The organism is Brevibacterium sp. W7.2 (assembly GCF_018137945.1).
GTDB classification, from domain to species: domain Bacteria; phylum Actinomycetota; class Actinomycetes; order Actinomycetales; family Brevibacteriaceae; genus Brevibacterium; species Brevibacterium sanguinis.
In genome coordinates this window covers 2,645,440-2,669,320 of sequence record NZ_CP073089.1, presented here as the reverse complement: position 1 = coordinate 2,669,320, position 23,881 = coordinate 2,645,440, and the positions used below count along the sequence as shown (strand labels likewise).

18 protein-coding genes and 1 tRNA gene are annotated in these 23,881 nt (G+C 69.4%); 14 read left to right on the top strand and 5 right to left on the bottom strand.

The genetic code is table 11. The annotated features are described in order from the left end of the window. The first annotated feature begins 1 nt into the window (after position 1). The gene (locus J9315_RS12000; protein WP_211977946.1) at positions 2 to 1,780 is read left to right on the top strand and encodes an ABC transporter ATP-binding protein; all 1,779 of its coding nucleotides are present in this window, start codon (positions 2 to 4) and stop codon (positions 1,778 to 1,780) included. Positions 1,781 to 1,804: 24 nt separating this feature from the next. Continuing rightward, entirely contained in the window at positions 1,805 to 3,223 is a 1,419-nt protein-coding gene (locus J9315_RS11995) for an amidase (RefSeq protein WP_211977945.1), read from the top strand. 112 nt (positions 3,224 to 3,335) lie between these two features. Here J9315_RS11995 and J9315_RS11990 read toward each other — a convergent pair whose 3' ends face one another. Next, a complete protein-coding gene (locus J9315_RS11990) occupies positions 3,336 to 5,591 on the bottom strand; it encodes a hypothetical protein (RefSeq protein ID WP_211977944.1) in 2,256 nt (751 codons plus the stop codon). Between the two features lie 117 nt (positions 5,592 to 5,708). On the opposite strand from J9315_RS11990, the gene J9315_RS11985 reads away from it, so the two are divergent. Next, positions 5,709 to 6,929 carry a DUF6350 family protein gene (locus tag J9315_RS11985; protein ID WP_198498248.1) on the top strand — a complete coding sequence of 407 codons (1,221 nt, stop codon included), beginning with the start codon at positions 5,709 to 5,711 and terminating at the stop codon, positions 6,927 to 6,929. 113 nt (positions 6,930 to 7,042) lie between these two features. Here J9315_RS11985 and J9315_RS11980 read toward each other — a convergent pair whose 3' ends face one another. Beyond that, positions 7,043 to 7,495, bottom strand: a complete 453-nt coding sequence (locus J9315_RS11980) for a hypothetical protein (protein ID WP_137826783.1) — start codon at positions 7,493 to 7,495, stop codon at positions 7,043 to 7,045. A gap of 93 nt (positions 7,496 to 7,588) precedes the next feature. Here J9315_RS11980 and purN point away from each other — a divergent pair, with 93 nt between their 5' ends. The 4 genes from purN to J9315_RS11960 all read left to right on the top strand — a co-directional run bounded on the left by purN (position 7,589) and on the right by J9315_RS11960 (position 10,551). Next, on the top strand, positions 7,589 to 8,251 hold the full coding sequence (purN, locus tag J9315_RS11975; protein WP_198498249.1) for a phosphoribosylglycinamide formyltransferase: 663 nt from the start codon (positions 7,589 to 7,591) through the stop codon (positions 8,249 to 8,251). Then, the gene (purH, locus tag J9315_RS11970; RefSeq protein WP_198498250.1) at positions 8,248 to 9,795 is read left to right on the top strand and encodes a bifunctional phosphoribosylaminoimidazolecarboxamide formyltransferase/IMP cyclohydrolase; all 1,548 of its coding nucleotides are present in this window, start codon (positions 8,248 to 8,250) and stop codon (positions 9,793 to 9,795) included. Before purN ends, purH begins: the two co-directional genes overlap by 4 nt. Before the next feature lie 91 nt (positions 9,796 to 9,886). Further along, positions 9,887 to 10,138: a hypothetical protein gene (locus J9315_RS11965; RefSeq protein WP_232623533.1), complete on the top strand. Its 252-nt coding sequence runs from the start codon at positions 9,887 to 9,889 to the stop codon at positions 10,136 to 10,138. A gap of 230 nt (positions 10,139 to 10,368) precedes the next feature. Further along, positions 10,369 to 10,551: an antitoxin gene (locus J9315_RS11960; protein ID WP_137826786.1), complete on the top strand. Its 183-nt coding sequence runs from the start codon at positions 10,369 to 10,371 to the stop codon at positions 10,549 to 10,551. Positions 10,552 to 10,666: 115 nt separating this feature from the next. On the opposite strand, the gene J9315_RS11955 is transcribed toward J9315_RS11960, so the two are convergent. Together J9315_RS11955 and J9315_RS11950 are read right to left on the bottom strand one after the other, a co-directional pair. Next, positions 10,667 to 13,195 (bottom strand): UvrD-helicase domain-containing protein, encoded by a 2,529-nt coding sequence (locus J9315_RS11955; protein WP_198498251.1) that lies wholly within the window; start codon positions 13,193 to 13,195, stop codon positions 10,667 to 10,669. Between the two features lie 139 nt (positions 13,196 to 13,334). Next, positions 13,335 to 13,718, bottom strand: a complete 384-nt coding sequence (locus J9315_RS11950; protein WP_249120896.1) for a hypothetical protein — start codon at positions 13,716 to 13,718, stop codon at positions 13,335 to 13,337. A gap of 111 nt (positions 13,719 to 13,829) precedes the next feature. Between J9315_RS11950 and J9315_RS11945 the strand changes: the two genes are divergently transcribed. From J9315_RS11945 to pth, 6 genes are all read left to right on the top strand, one after another. Beyond that, a tRNA-Gln gene (locus tag J9315_RS11945) sits at positions 13,830 to 13,901 on the top strand. Between the two features lie 35 nt (positions 13,902 to 13,936). After that, on the top strand, positions 13,937 to 15,394 hold the full coding sequence (glmU, locus tag J9315_RS11940) for a bifunctional UDP-N-acetylglucosamine diphosphorylase/glucosamine-1-phosphate N-acetyltransferase GlmU (protein ID WP_137826788.1): 1,458 nt from the start codon (positions 13,937 to 13,939) through the stop codon (positions 15,392 to 15,394). Then, positions 15,387 to 16,358, top strand: coding sequence for a ribose-phosphate diphosphokinase (locus J9315_RS11935; RefSeq protein WP_198498253.1), 972 nt, complete (start codon positions 15,387 to 15,389; stop codon positions 16,356 to 16,358). Before glmU ends, J9315_RS11935 begins: the two co-directional genes overlap by 8 nt. 204 nt (positions 16,359 to 16,562) lie before the next feature. Then, positions 16,563 to 17,615, top strand: a complete 1,053-nt coding sequence (locus J9315_RS11930) for an alpha/beta hydrolase (protein ID WP_198500921.1) — start codon at positions 16,563 to 16,565, stop codon at positions 17,613 to 17,615. Between the two features lie 136 nt (positions 17,616 to 17,751). Beyond that, positions 17,752 to 18,399 (top strand): 50S ribosomal protein L25/general stress protein Ctc, encoded by a 648-nt coding sequence (locus tag J9315_RS11925; protein WP_211977943.1) that lies wholly within the window; start codon positions 17,752 to 17,754, stop codon positions 18,397 to 18,399. Positions 18,400 to 18,620: 221 nt separating this feature from the next. Then, entirely contained in the window at positions 18,621 to 19,223 is a 603-nt protein-coding gene (pth, locus tag J9315_RS11920) for an aminoacyl-tRNA hydrolase (protein ID WP_198498255.1), read from the top strand. 101 nt (positions 19,224 to 19,324) lie between these two features. On the opposite strand, the gene J9315_RS11915 is transcribed toward pth, so the two are convergent. Then, positions 19,325 to 20,041, bottom strand: a complete 717-nt coding sequence (locus J9315_RS11915; RefSeq protein WP_198498256.1) for a rhomboid family intramembrane serine protease — start codon at positions 20,039 to 20,041, stop codon at positions 19,325 to 19,327. Between the two features lie 304 nt (positions 20,042 to 20,345). On the opposite strand from J9315_RS11915, the gene mfd reads away from it, so the two are divergent. After that, positions 20,346 to 23,876 (top strand): transcription-repair coupling factor, encoded by a 3,531-nt coding sequence (mfd, locus tag J9315_RS11910; RefSeq protein ID WP_249121083.1) that lies wholly within the window; start codon positions 20,346 to 20,348, stop codon positions 23,874 to 23,876. The last annotated feature ends 5 nt before the right edge of the window (positions 23,877 to 23,881 follow it).

Here is a 23,881-nt window from a genome sequence, read left to right as displayed (position 1 = left end):
GATGGCCGAGACCCTCCTCGACGTCGCCGGGCTGACGATCACCCCGGCCGATGCCGACACCCCCGTCGTCGACGGCGTGTCCCTGACGATGGCCCCGGGGGAGCGGGTCGGACTCATCGGGGAGTCCGGATCGGGGAAGTCCCTGACCGCGCTGTCGATCATGGGGCTCCTGCCCGAGGAGCTCTCCGCCACCGGCTCCGTGACCCTGGCGGGCTTCGACGGCAACGTCCTCGAGGCGAGCGAACGGCGACTGGCCCGGATGCGCTCGGACCTCGTCTCGATGGTGTTCCAGGAGCCGATGAGCGCGCTCAACCCGCTCATGCGCGTCGGTGACCAGATCGCCGAGGTGCTCCGCCTCCACGGCGGAGTGCCGCGGACTGAGATCCCCGCGCGGGTCCGGGACCTCCTCGTCAGCGTGCGCATGCCCGACCCCGACGGGGCGCGGTTCGCCTACCCGCACCAGCTCTCCGGCGGCCAGCGGCAGCGGGTCATGCTCGCGATCGCGCTCGCGAACTCGCCGCGCCTGCTCATCTGCGACGAGCCGACGACGGCGCTCGACGTCACGGTGCAGAAGCACATGCTCGACCTCATCTCCGAACGCGTCGGAGCCGTGGGGGCCGGACTCCTCTTCATCACTCACGACCTCGCCGTCGTCGCCGGCATCTGCGAGCGGGTCATCGTCATGCACCGGGGCCGGATCGTCGAGACCGGCAGCGTCGCGGAGGTCTTCACCGATCCCCAGCACGCGTACACCCGCGGCCTCCTCGCCTCCTCGGATCTCGAGGCCACCGATGAGAACGGTCGGCTCTTCACGCTGCGCACCGCGGGGGAGTACGCGGGGCCCGGCGGAACCGAGCGGGCGGACAGGTTCTCGAGATTCGCCCCGCCGCCCGCCGGTGAGGTGACGGAGGGGCCGGCGACCGCCTCGGCGCACACCGTCGTCGACCGGGCACGGCCGGCACCCAAGGCGGGAGACCGGGACCCGCTCATCGACGTCACCGGCGTCTCGAAGCTCTACCGCTCCGGCGGTCTCCTCTTCCGCCGCCGCCGGCCCGTCCAGGCCCTGGAGAACATCGACCTGAGCGTTGCCCGCGGACAGCGGCTCGGCATCGTCGGCGAATCGGGGTCGGGGAAGTCGACGCTGCTGAGCATCCTCGCGGGTCTCGACACCCCGACGACCGGGCACGTGCGCGTCGGCGACATCTCCGTCGAATCGGCGTCCGCGGCAGAGCTGAAGACCCTGCGGGAGCACCTGCAGATCGTCTTCCAGGACCCGTTCGCCTCCCTCGACCCGCGCATGCGCATCGCCGACATCGTCGCCGAACCGCTCATCGCCAAGGGCATCGGCCGGGAGGAGCGGGAGGCCAGGGTCGAGGAGATGCTGCGCGCCGTCGACCTCGACCCGGCCACGATGCGCCGGTACCCGCACCAGTTCTCCGGCGGTCAGCGGCAGCGGATCTCGATCGCCCGCGCCCTCGTCTCCCGCCCGCAGATCCTCGTCGCCGACGAACCGGTCTCCGCCCTCGACGTCTCCGTGCGCGCGCAGGTGCTCAACCTGCTCAGCGACCTCGTCGACGACTACGCCCTCACCCTCGTCTTCGTCTCCCACGACCTCGGCGTCATCCGGCACCTGTGCTCGGACGTCATCGTCATGAGGGACGGCCGCATCGTCGAGGCCGGCACGACCGAGGGCGTCTACGCGCACCCGCGTGAGGAGTACACGAGAAGCCTCATCGCGGCGACGCCCAACCTCGCCGAGGCGCTCGCCGGCGCCCGCTGACCACGAGAAGAGAGAAGGACGACGATGACCTTGGCCGACCGCTCAGCCGCGGAGATGACGGCGGGCTTCGCCGCCGGGGACTTCGATCCGCGCGACGTGTTCGCCGACGTGGCGGAGCGGATGGACGTGTGGGAACCGGTCATCAACGCCCTCGTCCACCGCGATGATGCGCGGTCGACCGCGGCCGCCGAGGCGAGTGCGAGACGGTGGCGGGAGAACCGCCCGCTCAGTCGCCTCGACGGAGTGCCGGTGACGATCAAGGAGAACATCGCGCGTCGGGGAGTGCCGATGCCCTCGGGACATGCCTGGGTCGAGGTTCCCGTCGCCGACCACGATGCGCCGATCACCGCGCGACTCGAGGAGGCGGGCGCCGTCATCGTCGGATCGACGACGATGCCGGACTGGGGGATGCTCTCCTCGGGGGTCTCCTCCCTCCACGGGATCACCCGCTCCCCGCTCGATCCGGGCCTGACGACGGGAGGGTCGAGCGCGGGCGCCGGAGCCGCGGCCGCGGCCGGGTACGGCCCGATCCACATCGGTTCGGACATCGGCGGGTCGATCCGCCTGCCATGCACGTGGCTGGGGCTGGCCGGTCTCAAACCGAGCTTCGGTCGGGTTCCACTCGACGTCCCCTACCTCGGACGCTGCGCGGGACCGCTCGCCCGGTCGATGGCCGATGTCGCAGCGGTGATGCCCGTCATCTCCGCCCCCGATGACCGCGACTACTCCCGGCTGCCGAGGTTCGCCGCCGATGCCGAGGAGGACCTCGGGCCCGCCGGGCTCGGACCCGACGCGGCCTTCTCGCCGCAGGGACTGCGGATCGGTCTCCAGCTCGACGCCGGCTGCGGTGAGCCGGTGGTCCCGGAGGTCGCCGCGGTGATCGCCGAGGCGGGGCGGACGTTCGCCGCCGCCGGTGCCGAGGTCGTCGACGTCGACCCATTCATCGACGACGACCTGCTGGGGGACATGGACCTGTTCTGGCGGGTGCGGTCATGGAACGACCTGCGCGCTCTGCCGCTCGCCGAGCAGGATCTCATCCTGCCCTACATCCGCCAATGGGCGCAGGGCGGGGCCCACGTCACGGGCACGACGCTCATGGACTGCTATCACAGCGTGCAGGAGATCCGGCGCCGCACCGTCGCTGCCACCGACGGGTTCGACCTCGTGCTCTCGCCGGTCGCCCCCGGGGCGTCCTTTCCCGCCGAGTGGCCGATGCCGTATCCGGACGCGAGCGAGAAGATGGGGCACATCGGCTTCACGATGCCCTTCAACATGTCCGAGCAGCCGGCGGCCGTCGTCCTCGGCGGGTACACCGGTGACGGCCGGACCGTCGGCGTGCAGATCGCAGGTTGTCGGTTCGCCGACCGGCTCGTCATGGCCGCCGGCATGTGGTTCGAGGCTGCGGCGGGCATTCCCGCCCCGCAGCCGGCCGACCTCGGGTGAGGCCCCGCAGCTGATCGTCCTCCGGTAGCCGGCACCCGGATGCGCAGACGCTGAGGGCCGGGACTCCGCAGCGGAGTCCCGGCCCTCAGCGTCTGCGGCCGTCAGCGGCGGCTCAGAAGTCGAAGAACTCGACTGTGAGTGTGTCGCCCTCGATGTTCACGCTGCCGGAGACCGACAGCGGGTTGTCGTTGGAGAAGTACGAGGAACCGGCGGCCTTGCCGTCGACGCTGAAGTCGAACGTGCCGTTGGTCTCGGTGAAGAACGACCCGGTGTTCGTGTCACCCATGCCGAAGGAGGCCTTGACCTGCGGCATCTTCTTCATGGTCCACTTCGCGGTGTTGTCCTTCGCGAGGTCTTCGAGCTTGTCATCGGTGCCGCCGACGGGGATCTGCGTCGGATCGAACTTGATGAACTTGCACTTGGGCTTGATGTCCTTGTTGTCGAAGCACTTGTTGAGCTCCGCCTCGACCTGTTTCTGGACTTCCTTCTCGAAATCAGGCGTCGGGGACAGGGCGAGATTGAGGGTGAGCGGCGACACCTGGTCGGTGCTCGGCTGATCGCCCGGGGCGTACGCCTGCGGGAAGTTCGCCGCAGCCGTGTCGGAGGCCTCGGAGACCCACTTGCTCGCCGGGATCGAGAAGTCGTAGTTGCCCGGGTAGACGGCGAAGGCGGTCGTGCCTGCCTGCGCCGTGTAGTCGGTGCCGTTGATCTTCAGGCCGTCGGCCGCGGGCACGTCGAGCGAGATGACGTGGAGCGCCGGACCCGTGAGCGTCCACTTGTCGAAGAAGAGGTTCTGCTTGCCGTCCTTCTTCGCGGGCAGGTCGACGTTGTACGTGCTGCCGTCGAGCTCGTAGGTGACGGTGACCTTGCCGCTGTCGCCGTCGACCTGTGAGGTCTCGACCTTGGCGTTCTCGATCTTCGCCGAGGAGGCGTCGGTGAAGTTCTTCGACAGCAGGTCCATGTTCGTGCCCTCGGGGCGCGGGGACGGGGCGATCTTCTCCGCCGCGGCGAAGTCGCCCTTGTTGAGGGCCGCCACGTAGTCCTCGGCGACGGTGTCGGGACCGTAGTTGTTCTTGTTCACCGAGTTGATGACGAGGAACCCGACGAGCACGAGGACGAGGACGAGGAGAACCGAGCCGAGGGCGATGAAGAGGGGCAGCTTGCCCTTCTTCTTCGTCGGACGCGCCGCGGCCCGCGAGGTGGCTGTCGTGCCGCCTGAGAACCCGGGGGCCGGAGCCGGCTGGGGCAGCGCCTGCGACGATCCGGGTCCCGACCCGGTCCGGGGGCCCGACCCGGTCCGGGGGCCCGACCCGGTCTGGGGTCCGGAGGCGGTCTGAGGTCCGGAGGCGGTCTGAGGTCCGGAGCCCGTCGGGGACTGGTACGGATTCGTCTGACCGTAGGGACCGTTGCCGTACGAGCTGCTGCCGTACGCGTTGCCGCCCGCCTGGCCGGGTCCGTTCTGGCCTGGTCCGGGCTGATAGGGGCCGGGGCCGTTCTGCGCAGGACCGCTCTGGCCTGGACCGTTCTGGCCCGGCCCATTCTGTGCAGGGCCATTCTGCGCAGGACCGTTCGGATACGCGGAGCTCGCGCCGACCACGCCGCCGGCTGCCGCGGCACCGAACGGAGCCGCGCCGCTGCCCTGACGGTCATCCGGTCGGGGACCACCGTTCGGTCGGCCGTCGCCCTGCGGTGCATTGCTCTGTGGGCCGTTGCCCTGCGGACCGTTCCCGGGGGAACCGTGACCCGCGGCGCTGCTGTTCTGGGCGCCGAACTGCGGGGCGGACGGCTGCGCATCGGCACGACCGCCGGTGCCGGGGCGCTCGCCCGGTCCGGAGGCACTCTGATCCCGGGGGCCGGACTGGCCGCCGGGCGTCTGCAGCGGCGGGGCGCTGTCGCCGAAGGACGATTCGCCGCCAGTGGCTGACTCCGGCCGGTTCGCGGACTCGGAACGATCCGCGGAGAAGGGGGCGGGCATCGCCACGGTGTCATCACTCGGGGCCTGTGCGTCAGCGGACTTCGCTGCGCCGTCCGATTTGTCTGTGCCGTCCGACTTCTCTGCACCGCCGGGCTTCACCGCAGCGTCCGACTTGTCCGCTCCGGCGGACGCGCCAGCGTCGGTCTTGCCGGCGTCACGACCGACCGGCCGGGCGCTGTCCCCAGTGGATTCGGTGCCCTTCGCTGGCCCGGCAGGCGTGCCCTTCGCGGACTCTGCGGGGCCGCCCGCCGAGGTCGCATCGGAACCCGAGCCTGCGTTCACCGCATCGCTGTCGGCAGGCGTCGATGGGTCCTTGCCGTCTCCGGCGCCGTTGCGACCCGGGGGCTGATTGGGTGGTGGCGGAACGTTCTGTTCGTCATTCCCATTGCTCATCGCTCGCTGCTTCCTTAACTTCCGACACGCGCGTTCTGGCGCAATTGTACGTCCCTGAGATGAGTTTCGCGCGGTCAATACCGGGAAGTCGACTGTCGGTCAGCGAAAATGGAAACGATGCACACTTCTCCACATCAGAGCACCACGCGCCATCCCGTCCTCCTCGGACTGGTCGAGGCCTTCCGCCTCGACCTCATCGTCATCCCCTCGGCGTTCGTCGTCGCGACGGTCTTCTGGATCGTCGGGCTGGGCGCTCAGCTCGACTACTCGATCATTCCCGAGTGGGCGTTCGCCCTGTGGGCGGTCGTCCACGGTCTGAGCGTCTCGACGATCGGGTTCGACTTCTCGCTTGCCCCCGGGCTCGTCACCCTCGGCGTGTGGCTGCTCCTCGCCGCCGGAGCGTCCCGGCTCGTCTCGACCCTCTCGGACGCCGATCCGATCCGCTCCGACGACGGAGAGGAGACCCCCTGGTGGGCGATGTGCGCGATGGCGCTCGCCGGGTTCGCGCTCGCCTACGCCGGTCCGCTCGTGGCCCTGTCCCTCATCGTCGGCGAGGCGACGATGACCCCCCTCGGCTTCCTCCGACTGCTCGTGCTCCTCGTCACCGCGTTCGCCGCAGGCTACGTCCGGGCCCGCGGCGTCGTCGACATCCCATGGTTCGCCGACCTCGATCCCGCACTGTGGCAGACGGCCGTCGCTCTGGCCCGGCGCGTCCTGTGGGGTGCGGCCTCCCTCGCCGTCGTCGTCATCGGCGCCGCCCTCGTCCTGCGCTGGTCCGACCTCGCCGAGGCGATGGGATCCTACAGCTCGCCCCTGTCGGCGGGCATCGGACTCACCGTCCTCCAGCTGCTCTTCGCCCCCGGCGCCCTCTTCGGCGCCCTGTCGTGGATCGCGGGGACCGGGGTGAGCATCGGCGCCGGCGGGGTGAGCTCGGTGTTCAGCACGGTCTCCGGCCCGGTTCCGCCGGTGCCCGTCCTCGAGCTGCTCGTCGGCGACTACCCGGTGTGGACGAGGGCCGCACCGGCCCTGCTCGTCCTCCTCGGCGTCGGCAGCGTCGTCATCGGCCGCACCCACGCCCGGGCCGTTCACGCGGCATCGTGGACGGGACTGGCGATCGCGGGCGGGATCCTCTTCGTCACCGCCGAGACGATCGCCCTGTTCTCCCGGGGAGCGATCGGACCGCTCGGCCTGGCGGCCTTCGGACCCTCCCCGCTGACCTCGGCGCTCGCCGTCTGCGGGTGGATCGGGGTGGGGCTCAGCCTCGGACTCGTGCTCACGAAGCTCTCGCACATGCAGTTCGACGACGCCGTCGAGGCCGCCGACCACGAGGAGCTCTGAAACTCACAAGGTCGGATGCCGCCGCGGCCGGGTCAGCTCAACGCCGACCAGCGGCTCGGCGGGACGCGCGCGCCGCTGGTCGGGTCACCACTGCCCGGCGGCTCAGCGCCGGCTCAGTTCGAGCCGGGAAGATCGAGTTCCTGTCCGGTGATCTGCTGGAACCAGTCGCCGAGTCCGGTCTCGTAGTCGCTCGCGCACGTCAGCTCGGCCTGCTGGGTGATCGCATCCCGGACGCACTCCTCGTACGCCGTCTGGACGGGCCAGAGGACGACGGAGGACATCGTGGAGAAGATGAGGTAGATGCTCAGCAGTCCGCCGAGCACGCCGAGTGAGATGCTGCGACGCTGCTTCGCCCTGACCACGGCGATGATGTAGCGGATCGACCACACGATGGCGGCGATCGCGAAACCGGCCGCGGCGAGCTTGAACGGCAGCGGGTACGTGAACGTCAGCACGGCGGCGAGGACGAGGAGGACGAGGATGAGTCCGTGTCGCGCGGGCGCTGCCTGCCTCTCCTCTTCAGGAGTGGGGGCGTTCTTCTCTTCGGTGCTGTTCGGTGACGTCACCCCCACATTTTGTCACAGTCGACTGGCAAACGCCTCGGCGCGGAGCAGCGCACCCGGGACGGGCACGGGCCGACGCGTGGATAGAATGGATCCGTGCGCATCGTTCTCCTGGCCTCCGGTTCAGGCACCCTCACCCAGGCCGTCATCGACGCCTTCGCCGGGCCCGCCCGCGCCGAGGCGGGTGTCGAGATCGTCGGCATCGGCTCCGATGCGGCAACCGCCGGTGTCCTCGCCCGGGCCGAAGCGGCGGGCATCCCGACCTTCGTCGTCCGCCCCCGGGACAGCGCGACCCGGGAGGAGTGGAACCGGACGCTGCGCGACACCGTCGCGGACTTCGCCCCGGACTGGGTCGTGTCCGCGGGATTCATGCGCATCCTCGGCGAGGAATTCATCTCCGCCTTCCCCGATCGCATCATCAACACCCACCCCGCACTGCTGCCCGCGTTCCCCGGGGCCCACGGCGTCCGGGACGCGCTCGCGCACGGGGTCAAGGTCACCGGGGGGACCATCCACCTCGTCGACGCCGGAGTCGACACCGGGCCGATCATCACGCAGTTCGCCGTCCCCGTGCACGACGGCGACACCGAGGAGACCGTGCACGAGCGCATCAAGACCCGCGAACGCGAGGAGGTCGTCCGACTGCTGGCGTTCCTCACGGACAACGACCTCGACATCGACGGTCGCCGCGTGCAGGGCTACCGAGCCCGACCGTCCGACCCGACTCCATCCACACCGCACCCCAAGGAGGATCAGTGACAGGAACCCGCGCGATCAGGAGAGCGCTCATCAGCGTCTACGACAAGACCGGTCTGGAGGAGCTCGCCCGTGGGCTCGCCGCGGCCGGGGTCGAGATCGTCTCCACAGGATCGACGGCGGCGCGGATCGCCGATGCCGGGGTCGACGTCACGAAGGTCGAGGAGCTCACCGGCTTCCCCGAGACCCTCGAAGGTCGGGTCAAGACCCTCCACCCGCGCGTGCACGCCGGGATCCTCGCCGATTCGCGCAAGCCCGATCACCTCGAGCAGCTCGACGAACTCGAGATCGCGCCGTTCGACCTCGTCGTCGTCAACCTCTACCCGTTCGCCGACACCGTGGCCAGCGGCGCCGGCTTCGACGACTGCATCGAGCAGATCGACATCGGCGGTCCCTCGATGGTCAGGGCGGCCGCGAAGAACCACCCCACCGTCACCGTCGTCACCGACCCGGCCGACTACGCTGCGGTCGTCGATGCGGCAGCCGCCGAGGGCTTCGACGAGGGGGCCCGACGGGCCTTCGCCGCTCGCGCCTTCGCCCACACCGCGGCCTACGACTCCCAGGTCGCCGCCTGGTTCGCCGGGGAACTCGCCGCCGAGGGAACGCAGCCGGACTTCGCGGGACTGACCGGCGTCAAGCTCGACGACCTCCGCTACGGTGAGAACCCCCACCAGGGAGCCGCCGTCTACACCGACGGCACCCGGGGAATCGCCGGCGCGAGACTGCTCGGCGGCAAGGCGATGTCCTACAACAACTACACGGACACGGATGCCGCGATCCGCGCCGCCTTCGACTTCGACCGTCCCGCCGTGGCGATCATCAAGCACGCGAACCCGTGCGGCATCGCCGTCGCCGACACCCCCGCCGAGGCGCACCGGGCCGCGCACGCCTCCGACCCGCTCTCGGCCTACGGCGGAGTCATCGCCGTCAACCGCGAGGTCGACGCCGCGCTCGCCGAATCGATCAAGCCGATCTTCACCGAATGCCTCGCCGCACCGTCGTTCTCGCCCGAGGCTCTCGAGATCCTCGCCGCGAAGAAGAACCTCCGCCTCATCGAACTCGGCGACGTCGACTTCCCGGCCCGCGAGCTCACGCAGATCACCGGCGGCTTCCTCGTCCAGGACCGCGACGTCTTCCAGGCCGCCGGCGACTCCGCGGAGGCGTGGACGCTGGCGGCCGGACCGGCGGCGACGCCCGAGGTCCTCGCCGACCTCGAATTCGCGTGGAAGGCCTGCCGGGCGGTGAAGTCCAACGCGATCCTGCTCGCGAAGGACGGGGCCTCGGTCGGCGTCGGCATGGGACAGGTCAACCGCGTCGACTCCGCGAAGCTCGCCGTCGACCGTGCCGGGGCCGAACGCGCCGCCGGGGCCGTCGCCGCCTCCGACGCGTTCTTCCCGTTCGCCGACGGCCTCGAGATCCTCCTCGCCGCCGGGGTCACTGCCGTCGTCCAGCCGGGCGGATCGATCCGCGACGACGAGGTCATCGCCGCCGCCGAGGCCGCGGGCGTCTCCCTCTATCTCACGGGGAGCCGCCATTTCTTCCACTGAGCGCACCCGCACCTCTCCCCGCCATGCCCGGCGGGGGAGAGGGGCGGTCGCCAAGCGCTGGATCTACTGGAAGCGCCGGTACGCCCACCCGGTGTCGAAGGACTGGGTGCTGCTGGCCTGTCTCGTCGCCATCGTCATCGCCGCGGCCTCGGCGTTCATCGACTTCCGCCTGGCGGCCATCGTGCTCGCCGCCGTCCCGGCAGGACTCGCGATGCTGCGCGCGATGCCGGCACCCTGGGGCGAGTTCTGGGGCAACAGGTCGAAGACCGTCGACATTCTCACGTGCCTGATCTTCGCCGTCCTCCTCGTCGGACTCGCCTTCGTCGTCCCCCAGACCCGCTGAGCCGCGGCCCGGACACACCGTTGCAGTCTCCGCCGTGTGAGTGCCCCGACCTCGCACCGGAGTCCACCAGGAGCGACGCCTGACGGAGGCAGGCTACTGTAGTTGCGACCTTCGTCACTTTGTGAGGTGGCTGTGAAATCCGGCTCCCCACCTTGTCTCGGGCGCGGGAAGTGGCATCGTGGACTGCGTCAGGAGGTCCGAGAGGGCCTCTTCCGATGAAAGGAGACAGCATGGGATTTGATGACCTCACCAACAAAGCCAAGGACGCCTTGAATAGCGATAAGGGTGAAGAACTCAGCGACCAGGGCCTGGACAAGGGCGCTGACGCAGCCAACAACCTTTCCGGAGGCAAGTTCGAGGACCAGATCAACCAGGGCCGCGACGGCGCCGACGGTGCGATTGGCAACGAATGATCTTCAATCCATAGCCGCGTCCGGCATGGATGAGCGCCGAGGTGGAAGCGATTTCACCTCGGCGCTTCTTCGTGTCCGGGCACCGGTTTCGCGCCCGGACACCTGAGGAGTCGACTCAGCCGAGCTTTTCGACCGGCGCGTACCGGAGCAGGAGGCGCTTCGTGCCGAGCGAGCCGAAGTCGACGACGGCGACGGCCTTGTCGCCGACGCCGTTGACCTCGGTGACGGTGCCGAGGCCGAATGACTCGTGGGAGACCTTCTCACCCACGGACACGGAGATGACTTCGCGGTTGGGGCGGATGCGGTTGGGGAAGCCGCCCGCCGTCGACGAGGACGACCGGCTGCTGCGCGATGATCCGGAACCGCGGGTCGACCCGCCGCCGTAGCCGCTGCCCGAACCGTAGCCGCCGGAGCCGAAGCCGCGCGATCCTGAGCCGAAGCCCCCGCCGCTGCCGAGCGCCGAGGAGAAGCTGCCGGTGCTCTCCCACTCGATGAGGTTCTCCGGGATCTCCGTGAGGAACCGGCTCGGCGGGTTGTACTGCGGCTGGCCCCACATGCTGCGGGTCTCGGCACGCGTGACGATGAGCCGCTGGCGGGCCCGGGTGAGGCCGACGTAGGCGAGGCGACGCTCTTCGGAGAGCTCGCTCGGATTCTCGAAGGACCGCGCGTGCGGGAAGCCGCCGTCCTCGAGTCCGGTGAGGAAGACGACGGGGAACTCGAGGCCCTTCGCCGTGTGCAGGGTCATCAGCGTGACCTGACCGAGTTCGGCGTCGGGGATCTGATCGGTGTCCGAGGCGAGGGCGACCTGCTCGAGGAACGCATCGATCGACGAGCTGCCGGCCGCCTCGGCGGGGGACTCGACGTCGGAGGACTCAGCGTCGGCACCGGATTCGGCGGTCGCCTCGGCGAGGGCATCCTCCGGCTCTGGTGCAGCGCTCGTGTCGTCGCCCTTCGCCTCCACGGCGTCGGAGGGAACGGCGTCGGATTCCGCGGTCTCCTCATCATCGGCGGCGGCGATCGTGCGGGTGGCGGCGAAGTCCTCGGCCACGGCGACGAGCTCGGCGAGGTTGTCGACCCGCGACTCGTCCTGCGGGTCCGTGCTCTTCTGAAGGGACTCGAGGTACCCGCTCTGCTCGAGGATCGCCTCGATGACACGGGACACGGGAGCCGCCTCGGCGGTCGCGGAGAGATCCCTCAGCAGGTCGTAGAACTTCTGCACCGCGGTCTGCGCCCGCGAGGGCAGGTGGGGGATCTCCTCGAGGCGACCGAGGGCCGCGTAGAAGCTGATGCCCTCCCGGTCGGCGAAGTCGGCGATGATGCCCTCGGTGCGGTCGCCGATCGAGCGCTTGGGCACGTTGAGGATGCGCCGGAGGTTGACGTCGTCGTCGGGGTTGGCGATGACGCGGAGGTAGGCGAGGGCGTCCTTGATCTCCCGGCGCTCGTAGAAGCGCGTGCCGCCGACGACCTTGTACGGGATGCCCGAGCGGACCAGGGCGTCCTCGATCGCGCGGGACTGGGCGTTCGTGCGGTAGAAGACGGCGAAGTCGCCGTACGTGTACTTCTCGTCGTCGATGAGCTCATCGATGTGGTCGACGACGAACCGTGCTTCGGCCTGTTCGTTCTCCGCGACCCAGCCGACGATCGGCTTGCCTCCGCCCTCGGAGGTCCACAGACGCTTCTCCTTGCGGTCCTGGTTGTTGGCGATGACGGCGTTCGCGGCGTCGAGGATGTTCTGCGTCGACCGGTAGTTCTGCTCGAGGAGGACCACCTCGGCGGCGGGGAAGTCCTTCTCGAACTCGACGATGTTGCGCACCGTCGCCCCGCGGAACGCGTAGATCGACTGGTCGGCGTCGCCGACGACGGTGAGCTCGGCACCGCCGGAGCCCCCGGCGCCGTCACCGGCCAGGGCGCGGATGAGCGCGTACTGGGCGGGGTTCGTGTCCTGGTACTCGTCGACGAGGATGTGCCGGAACCGGCGCCGGTAGTAGTCGGCGACCTCGGGGAAGGCGCCGAAGAGGTGGACGGTCTCGGCGATGAGGTCGTCGAAGTCGAAGGCGTTGGCGAGCTTGAGGCGCGCGGTGTAGCGGCGGAAGACGTCGGCGAGCACCTCGTCGGCCGGATTGTTGGGACGGGGGACGAAGTCCTCGGCCGTCTGGAGCTCGTTCTTGAGGTTCGAGATCCGGTGGAGGATCGCCCGCGGGGCGTACTTCTTCGAATCGAGACCGAGCTCCTTGAGGATCTGCGCGACGAGGCGCTGCGCGTCCTGGGCGTCGTAGATCGTGAAGTTCGACTTCATGCCCAGCGTCTTCGCCTCGCGCCGGAGGATCCGCACGCACGAGGAGTGGAACGTCGAGACCCACATCGAGCGCGAGGCGGGTCCGACGATCGCCGAGACGCGCTCGGCCATCTCCTTCGCTGCCTTGTTCGTGAACGTGATCGCGAGGATCTCGCCCGGGTGCGCACGTCCGGTGGCCAGCGCGTAGGCGATGCGCCTCGTGAGCACCGTCGTCTTGCCGGACCCGGCGCCGGCGACGATGAGCAGGGGAGAGCCCGTGTGGACGACGGCTTCGCGCTGGCGGGGGTTGAGTCCCGACAGCAGCTCGTCGGCGGGGGAGGCAGCCGTGATGGAGGAGTTCTCAGTCATGTCGGAGTCCACGATACCGGTCGCCGCTGACGCGAGGGGACGCCCTCACCGTCGGCAGACATCCGGGCGCCCGTCAGCACAGCGATGAACAGCTCGGCGCCGGGTTTCCCCACGCCCGCGGGCGTGCTGAGGACGCGGGTCAGCCGACGAAGACCGCGACGAGGACGTTGATGATCGCGAACGCGAACGTGAGATGCGCCATCGTCGCCGAGGGGTTCTTCGTCGCCACGGCAGCACCACCGGCACCCGTGCCGGCCGTGCCGCCTGCAGCGAGTCCGCCGTCGTCGAGTCCCGCGGCGTACCGCTTCTGCTGCCGGTTGCCGATGAAGGCGAAGACCGTGACGAGGATCGCGACGACGAGCTTGATGCCGATCTTCATGTGGTCGACCTGGCCGTCACCCATCTCCGCGAGCCCGACGAGGAGGAGTCCGGTGACGAGCTGGAGGTACGAGGCATGGAGCATTCCGGGCAGCACGCGAGGGGCGCGGATGACCGTGAAATAGCCTCCCACGATGATCGCCATGCCGATAAGATGAAGGGTGAGCAGTACCTCGCGCAGAATTTCCATACCGTTCATCGTAATGGCATGATGGTGTCTCGTGAGCGCGGGCCCTGATTGACTGGCGCACGCTGTTCCGCCCTGGTGTAATGGCAGCACGCCGGCCTTTGGAGCCGTGCAGTATAGGTTCGAATCCTATGGGCGGAGCTGGCCCCATCCGACTTGCGAAGGATTCTTTTCACATGCCGCAGACCCGACCCGTAGCCGTCATCGTCCTGGCCGCCGGCCAGGGCACCCGGATGAAGTCGGCACTGCCGAAGGTCATGCACCCCATCGGCGGTCGCTCCCTCCTCCACCACGCGATCGCCGCGGCGGCGGGGACCTCTCCCGACCACCTCGTCGTCGTCGTCCGGCACGAGCGCGACCAGCTCGTCGCCCACCTCGAGGATCTCTCGATCACTTCGACGCGCACCGTCCTCGTCGCCGACCAGGACGAGGTGCCCGGCACCGGACGCGCCACCGAATGCGCGCTCACCCAGCTGCCCGCCGACCTCGACGGCACCGTCGTCGTCACCTACGGCGACGTGCCGCTGCTGACGACGGAGACGATCACCGGCCTCGTCGAGGTCCACGAAGGCGAGCGCAATGCCGTCACCGTCCTCTCCGCCGAGGTGGGCGACCCCACCGGCTACGGACGCATCGTCCGCGACGGCGCCGGCAACCTCCTGCGCATCGTCGAGCAGAAGGACGCCACCGAGGCCGAGCGCGCGATCCACGAGATCAACTCCGGCATCTACGCCTTCGACGCCGCCGCCCTGCGGACGGGCCTGTCGTCCCTGACGACCGACAACGCCCAGGGCGAGAAGTACCTCACCGACGTCGTCGCCGTCTCCCATGACGCCGGCCTGCCCGTCGCGGCGACCGCCACCGACGACCTCTGGCAGGTCGAGGGCGCGAACGACCGCGTCCAGCTCGCGCAGCTGGGCAAGGAACTCAACCGCCGCACCTGCGAGAAGTGGATGCGCGCGGGCGTGTCGATCATCGACCCGGACACGACGTGGATCGACGTCGACGTCTCCCTCGGCCAGGACGTCACGCTCCTGCCCGGAGTCCAGCTCCTCGGCGCCACCGACATCGGGGACGGCGCCGTCGTCGGCCCCGATTCGACGCTCAAGGACACCGAGGTGGGGGCCGGAGCCCAGGTCGTGCGCACGCATTCGGAGCTCGCGATCGTCGGCCCCGGAGCCAGCGTCGGACCGTTCGCCTACCTGCGTCCGGGGACCAACCTCGGCGCTGACGGGAAGATCGGCACGTTCGTCGAGACGAAGAACGCGGAGATCGGACCCGGGGCGAAGGTGCCCCACCTCTCCTACGTCGGCGATGCGGAGATCGGGGAGGGCACGAACATCGGCGCCGCCTCGGTGTTCGTCAACTACGACGGCGTCGCCAAGCACCGCACGACGGTCGGCAAGCATGCACGGATGGGCTCGGACAACATGTACGTCGCTCCTGTGACGGTGGGCGACGGCGCCTACTCGGGTGCCGGCACCGTCGTGCGCAAGGATGTCCCTGCAGGGGCGCTCGCCATCAATGTGGCACCGCAGCGCAACCTGGAGGGCTGGGTTGAAGCCAATCGCCCCGGCACGCCCGCAGCGCGGGCCGCCGAGGCCGCATCCGAGGGGGAGCGGATCAGTGAATGAGATAACGACGGCGGGCGACAAGAAGCTCGTTCTGGTCAGCGGGCGGGCGAACCCCGAACTCGCTGAGCAGGTCGCGGAGAACCTGGGGACGGAACTGCTCCCCACCGACATCTACAACTTCGCCAACGGCGAGATCTACGTCCGGTTCTCCGAGTCGGTGCGCGGCTGCGACGTCTTCGTCCTCCAGTCGCACAGCGCTCCCATCAACGAATGGCTGATGGAGCAGCTCATCATGGTCGACGCCCTCAAGCGCGCCTCGGCGAAGCGGATCACGGTCATCGCACCGTTCTTCCCCTACGCGCGCCAGGACAAGAAGCACCGCGGCCGTGAGCCGATCTCCGCGCGCCTCGTCGCCGACCTCTACAAGACGGCCGGCGCCGACCGCATCATCACCGTCGACCTCCACACCGCGCAGATCCAGGGCTACTTCGACGGTCCCGTCGACCACCTCATCGCGATGCCGATCCTCGCCGGGTACGTCAAGGACAAGTACCCCGGCGACCTCGCCGTCGTCTCGCCCGATGCCGGCCGCATCAAGGTCGCGGAGAACTGGTCGAACGCGCTCGGCGGCGTGCCGCTGGCCTTCATCCACAAGACCCGCGACATCACCCGGCCGAACGAGACGAAGGCCAACCGCGTCGTCGGTGAGGTCGAGGGCCGCACGTGCGTGCTCGTCGACGACATGATCGACACCGGCGGCACGATCGTCCAGGCCGCCGACGCCTGCATGGCGGCCGGCGCGAAGAACGTCATCGTCGTCTCGACCCACGCCGTCTTCTCCGGACCCGCCGTCGAGCGCCTCGAGAACTCCGTTGCCGAGGAGGTCATCGTCACGAACACGCTGCCGCTGACCGAGGACAAGCTCTTCGACAAGCTCACGGTGCTCTCGATCGCCCCGCTCATCGCCCGCGCCGTCCACGAGGTCTTCGAGGACGGGTCGGTGACGAGCCTCTTCGAGGTCTGAGCTCCCGCACCTGCGAACGCACCCTTGCCGCCGGCGGGGGTGCGTTCGGTATTCACCGACCGGTTTCTGCGGTCGTCGTGCTGCCGTCGGCATGCTGCGGTCGGCATGCTGGGTTCGGCAGGCTGCAGTCGGGGCGGCTGAGCGGCCAGCGGGGCGCTCGGGCGTTCTACACTGAGGAGTGAGCCGAGGAAGGGAGCCGTGACGATGTCGACCCACGACTACAACCGCTACCGGGTGGACGTCGCCGGAGGACAGCTCTCCGTCGGCGTCTGGGAGCCGGTCTCCGCCGAACCCGGGCCCGTGCCCACCGTCTGCGTCATCCACGGGATCACCTCGAACCACCTCTTCTTCGCCGGTCTCGTCCCGCTCCTGCCCGGTGTCCGCATCATCGGTCCCGACCTGCGCGGACGGGCCGACTCCCGGCTCCTCGGGGCTCCCTTCGGGATGCTCGCGCATGCCGAGGACGTGCTCGCAGCGATCAACACGTTCTCCGATTCGAGTGTCGTCACCCTCGTCGGCCATTCGATGGGCGGCTTCGTCGCGATGACCCTGGCCGGTCTGCCGGCCGCCCTCGACAGCGATGGCCGGGAGGCCGCCGAGGCGACCGTCCGCTTCCGCGGCCCTGTCCTCATCGACGGGGGACTTCCCCTCCCGCTCGCCCTGCCGGGTGCGGGGGAGGACCCGGCGTCCGCCGAGGGCTCCGACCGTGACGGCGACGATGGGCTCAACGCCGCGCTCGACACCGACGATCTCATCGCCGCGGTCCTCGGCCCGGCCGCCGAGCGGCTGTCGATGAGCTTCGACACCGTCGAGGAGTACCTCGCGTTCTTCGCCGCCCACCCCGCCTTCGTCGACGGTCTCGACACGGTCGCGACCGAGAGCTTCGTCTACGACCTCGCGGCGAAGGACGACGACACGTTCCAGCCCTCGACGTCGGTCGAGGCGATGCAGGCCGACTCCGCGGACATGTACACAGGGACGGCCTACCCCGCAGCACTCGCGGCAGTGATGGGCGATGACGAACGCCAGGCCGACGTGACGTTCCTCTGCGCCGAACGCGACCTCGTCGCCGCCGAACCGGGACTCTACCCGCCCGCGGTCGTCGCGGGATTCGCCGAGGAGTGGCCGCGGATGCGGATCGTCGAGGTGCCGGGCACGAACCACTACGACATCCTGCTCACTCCCGAGGGCATCGAGGCGTGCGTGAGTGCGGTGACCTCGCGACTTGGAGCAGCCTCGGAGGGTGCCGTAGAATAGTCGGGTTGCCTCGGCGAGGGAAGCGGCTCTGCTTCCGTGATCGACGCGGTCCTGACCCACTCCTGCGGTGCCCGGCACCCGAGTGCGGCTGGCTGTTTCGCCGTGGTGCATGAGCAATCACCACGAAGGAGAGAAAATGGCTGACTTCAAACTCATCGCCGAACCCCGTGACGAATTCGGCAAGGGCGCAGCACGGCGCATCCGCCGCGCCGGTCGCATCCCCGCGGTCGTCTACGGCCACGGCGGCGACCCCGTCCACGTCTCGCTCGACGGCCACGCCACGATGATGGCCCTCAAGCAGGCCAACGCGCTGCTCGAGATCGAGAGCACCGACGGATCGAAGAACGTCCTCGCGATCGCCCGCGACGTCCAGATCGAGCCCGTCCGCCGCGACATCGAGCACGTCGACCTCATCATCGTCAAGCGCGGTGAGAAGATCGAGGTCGACGTCCCCGTCCACGTCATCGGCGACGCCGCGCCCGGCACCATGGTCTCGCAGGTCGAGTCGACGCTCGCCGTCCTCGCCGACGCGACCAAGCTGCCCGAGCTCTTCGAGGTCAACGTCGAAGGCCGCCCGGCCGGCGAGCACATCCTCGCCGACCAGGTCGAGCTGCCCTCCGGCGTCGAACTCGTCGCCGACCCCGAGCTGCTCATCGTCAACATCTCCGAAGAGGTCGAGATGGACACCGAGTCCGACGCCGACGAGACCACCGACGAGGAGACCACGGACGAGGAGTCGACCGACGAGGCCGCTTCCGAGGACGAGTCCTCCGACGAGGAGTGACCGCGTTGGTCTGACCGCGCTGGTCTGAGACCGGCCACCGTCTAGTGAGTCGCTGATTCGGCGGGCCGCCACCATGGCGGCCCGCCGAACTGCATAGTGTGGGACGTGTTGGAGTGAGCGGACGCGGCCGGACTAGCGCGTCGCGTCGGTTCGGACGTGTGCGCAGCTGGCCGCTGCACGGTTCGCCGAGGCGGCGGGGGACGAATGAGGAGAGGACTGCGATGAGCAGCGAACCATGGCTGGTCTTCGGACTCGGCAATCCGGGCCCGGAGTACGCGGCGACCCGGCACAACATCGGTCAGATGGTCGTCGGCGACCTCGCCCAGCGGTGCGGGATCACCCTCAAGCGGACGAAGATGGCGGCGAACGCGGGAACCGGGCGGCTGCCGCACGGCCGCGTGCCCGGCGTCCCCGGCCCACGGGTCGTGCTGGCCACCTCGACGGGGTACATGAACAACTCCGGCGGCCCGGTCCGCCGACTCGCCGACTTCTACGGCATCGACCCCGACCGCATCATCGCCGTCCATGACGACGTCGACCTGCCCTTCGACACGATCAAGGCGAAGATCGGCGGGGGAGAGGGCGGCCACAACGGCCTGCGGTCGATGACCTCGTCGCTGGGCACGAAGGACTACGTGCGCATTCGCGCGGGCGTCGGCCGCCCGCCCGGACGCCAGGACACCGCCGACTACGTGCTCCGGCCCTTCTCGAAGGATGAGCGCACCACGCTGCCGATCTTCGTCTCCGACGTCGCCGACGCCGTCGAGATGCTCATCATCGACGGCCTGCTGCCCGTTCAGGAGAAGTTCCACGCCCGCAGCTGAACCGGGGCCGCGCAACGGGCGGACCGCCTCGGCGAGGTCGGTTCAGATCTGCGCGGACACCGCGCTCACGCCGACAGGACCGTTCACGGCAGCCGGACCACTCACGCCGTCGTGCGCGAGCCCTGCCTGCGGTGGATGAGCCACGCGGCGAGGACGCCGCCGATGAAGCCGAAGAGATGACCCTGCCACGAGACGCCGTTGGCCTGCGGGAGCATCCCGAAGACGAGGGAGGCCCCGTAGGTGATGAAGATGAAGAACCCGATCGTGAAGTAGATGATCTTGCGGAGGACGTCGTCGGTGAACCACGTCCGCACCGCGAGGTAGCCGAAGTAGCCGAAGACGATCCCCGAGGCGCCGACGATGTACGTCCCCGGCATCGTCGTCAGCCACGCCCCGACCCCGGCGACGACCGCGGTGACCGCCGTGACGAGCCAGAAGCGGCGTGCGCCCTCGGCGGCGATGAAGAGGCCGAGGACGAGGAATGGGAACGTGTTGGCGAGCAGATGCCCGAACCCGGCGTGGAGGAGCGGGGAGGTGATGACGCCGTAGAGCGAGATCGGATTCCAGGCCTGGAGACCGAGGAGGTCGAGGTCGGCGGGCAGGATCGCATCGACGATCTCGATGATCCACATGAGGGCGAGGAGGACGAAGACCGGCGCGAACCGTGAGAGTCCGCCGCCGCGGCCGACCGCCGATCTGACGCGGTCTCGCAGCGACGGCTGGGCTCCCACCTGGGGCTGGGCGGGAGACGGTGAGTCGGTGCCGAAGAGGAGGCGGGACTCCTCGGCGGTGAAGCGGGGGGATTCGTCGGAGCTCATGTCCCGATTATCCAAGACGAAGTTTGGAGAACACCCAGAGACACCCGTGTGCGGAGGCAATCGTGACCGTTCCGTCACTGACCGTCCAGGGTCCGGGAGTGCGGTCATTGCCTGACCCCGCCGAGGCGGTTCGCTGTGAGCAGTGACCCTGAACTGGGCGTGGGGTGTGAGCCCGGGATCCGACCCAGTGCGCCGGCGGCGAACAGCAGGGTCCCGTGTCCGTGGGGTGGCCTAGAATTGTGGGGTGCTCACCGGACTCGATCTCACGCTGCAGAACCCCGCCGTCACGGAACTCGTCGAAGCCATGGGCGACCCGGCGACGACGCACGGCACCATCGACGCGATCCGCGGACTGTGGCCCTCGATCCTGCGCCGGACGGTGACCGCGGGCGAGGTCACCTCCCCGCAGCTCATCGTCACCGCCACGACCCGCGAAGCCGAGGACCTCGCGCGGTCGCTGGCCGACTGGGTCCCCGCGGAGTCGATCGCCGTCTTCCCGAGCTGGGAGACGCTGCCGCATGAGAAGCTCTCACCCCGGTCGGACACCGTGGGCCAGCGCCTCGAGATCCTCCGCCGCCTCGCCCACCCCAAGCCCGGCCGCGGTCTCACCTTCGTCATCGCCCCCGTGCGCGCGTTCCTCCAGCCCTTGGCCAAGGGCCTCGGCGAGATCCCGCCGATCGAGGTCGCCGTCGGCGACGAGACCGACATCGAGGAGCTCTCCGCCCGCCTCACCGAACTCGCGTACACGCGCGTCGACATGGTCTCCCGTCGCGGCGAGTACGCGGTGCGCGGCGGCATCGTCGACATCTTCCCGCCGACGGCCGATCACGCCCTGCGCATCGAGTTCTTCGGCGACGAGGTCGATGAGATCCGCGAGTTCGCCGTCACCGATCAGCGGTCGATCGCCGCCGAGGCCGACGCCGAGCCCCTGCGCCTCTCGGCACCCCCGGTCCGCGAACTCCTCCTCACCGACTCCGTGCGGGCACGCGCCGCCGAGCTCGCCCCGACCCTGCCGGCGGCTGCCGACATGCTCGAGAAGATCGCCGCCGGCATCGCCGTCGAGGGCATGGAGTCGCTCACTGCGGTCCTCGCCGACGGCATGGAGCCGCTCATCGCGCTCCTGCCGGCGGGCACGAAGATCATCATCGCCGAACCCGAGCGCGTGCGGGCGCGCGCGGCCGACCTCGTCGTGACGACGAACGAGTTCCTCGAAGCCGCGTGGTCGGGGGCCGCCGGCGGCGGTGAGACGCCCATCGACCTCTCCGCGGCGACGTTCCGCACAGTCGACGAGATGCGCGAGGGCGCCGAACTCATCGGGCTCGCGTGGTGGGAGATCGGGGGCTTCGCCGCCGACGCCGAGATCGCCGCTCCCGGTGACAACATCTTCTCCCTCCCGGCCCGACCCCCGAAGGGCTACGCCGGGGACGTCGAGGCGATCCTCGCCGATGTCAGGGGCCTCATCCACGACCAGTGGCGGATCCTCGTCCTCACCGAGGGCCAGGGACCGGGCAAGCGCATGGTCGAGGTGTTCTCCGAGGCCGGCATCCCCGCGACCTTCGTCGACGACCCCACCGATGTGCCCCCGGCGCTGGTGACGGTGACGACGGCCGCGCCGTTCGGCGGCTTCGTCTTCGACGACCTCAAACTCGCCGTGCTCACCGAAGCCGACGTCCTCGGTCGCGCCGCCGCCACCTCGACGCGGGACATGCGCCGACTGCCGACCCGTCGCAAGCGCAACCAGGTCGACCCGCTCAACCTCGCCCCCGGCGACTTCGTCGTCCACGAACAGCACGGGGTCGGCCGGTTCGTCGAGATGACCCAGCGGACGACGGGCAAGGGCGCGGCGAAGCACACCCGCGAATACCTCATCATCGAATACGCGCCCGCCAAACGCGGGCAGCCCGGTGACCGCCTCTTCGTCCCCAGCGACGCCCTCGACCAGGTCAGCCGCTACGTCGGCGGGGAGAACCCGAGCCTCAACAAGATGGGCGGCGCCGACTGGCAGACGACGAAGGCGAAGGCCCGCAAGGCCGTCAAGGAGATCGCCGGGGAGCTCGTGCGCCTCTACTCCGCACGCCAGGCCACCGTCGGCCACGCGTACGGACCCGACACCCCGTGGCAGCGCGAACTCGAGGACGCCTTCCACTACGTCGAGACCGGCGATCAGCTCACGACGATCGACGAGGTCAAGGCCGACATGGAGAAGTCCATGCCGATGGACCGTCTGATCTGCGGCGACGTCGGCTACGGCAAGACGGAGATCGCCGTGCGTGCGGCCTTCAAAGCGATTCAGGACGGCAAGCAGGTCGCCGTCCTCGTCCCGACGACCCTGCTCGTCCAACAGCATTTCGAGACCTTCGCCGAACGCTATGCGGGATTCCCCGTCACCGTCGGGGCGCTCTCGCGGTTCCAGACGAAGGCGGAATCGGAGAAGGTCGTCGCCGACCTCGCCGACGGCAAGCTCGACCTCGTCATCGGCACCCACCGCCTGCTCAGCGGCGAGGTGCGGTTCAAGAACCTCGGACTCGTCATCATCGACGAGGAGCAGCGCTTCGGCGTCGAGCACAAGGAGACGCTCAAGGCGATGCGGACCAACGTCGACGTCCTCGCGATGTCGGCGACCCCGATCCCGCGCACCCTGGAGATGGCGGTCACCGGCATCCGGGAGATGTCGACGCTCGCGACCCCGCCGGAGGAGCGCCACCCCGTCCTCACCTACGTCGGGAAGTACGAGGACCAGCAGGTCAAGGCCGCGATCCGGCGAGAGCTCATGCGCGAGGGCCAGGTCTTCTTCATCCACAACCGGGTCAAGGACATCGAGGCCGTCGCCGCGCATCTCGCCGAACTCGTCCCCGAGGCGCGCATCGCGATCGCCCACGGCAAGATGAACGAGAACCGGCTCGAACAGGTCATCGTCGACTTCTGGGAGAAGAAGTACGACGTCCTCGTGTGCACGACGATCGTCGAGACCGGCATCGACATCGCGAACGCGAACACGCTCATCATCGACCACGCCGACCGGTTCGGCCTCTCCCAGCTCCACCAGCTGCGCGGACGGGTCGGCCGCGGTCGCGAACGCGCGTACGCGTACTTCCTCTACCCGCCCGACACCCAGCTCACCGAGACCGCACTCGACCGTCTCACGACACTGGCCGCGCACACCGAGCTCGGTGCGGGCATGCAGGTGGCGATGAAGGACCTGGAGATCCGCGGAGCCGGCAACCTCCTCGGCGGTCAGCAGTCGGGCCATATCGAAGGGGTCGGCTTCGACCTCTACGTCCGCCTCGTCGGGGAGGCCGTCGCGAACTTCCGCGGCGAGGACACCGAACCGGAAGCGGACATGCGCATCGAACTGCCCGTCGACGCGCACCTGCCCGCCGACTACGTCGACCACGAACGGCTGCGCCTCGAGGCGTACCGGAAGCTCGCGGCGGCGAACGAGGACGAACTCCAGGAGGTCCTCGACGAACTCGTCGACCGCTACGGTCCCTATCCTGAGGCCGTCGGGGTTCTCGCCGATGTCGCCCGACTGCGCATCCGCGCCCGGGCCTCCGGTGTCAGCGACATCGTCGTCCAGGGCAATTTCGTCCGCTTCGGACCCGTCGAACTCGAGGACTCCCAGCTCGTGCGGCTCAAGCGCCTCTACCCGAAGTCCCTGCTCAAACCCGCCATCCGCTCGGTCCTCGTGCCCAAGCCGATGGCCGGTGACGGGTTCGGGGCCAAGGAGATGACGGACTCGGACATCCTCCGCTGGGCCCACCAGTTCCTCGACGCGATCGTGCCCGCCGCACCCGCCGAGGTCGTCCCCTCCGACGTCGTCGACGCGGGGGTGTGAGGCGG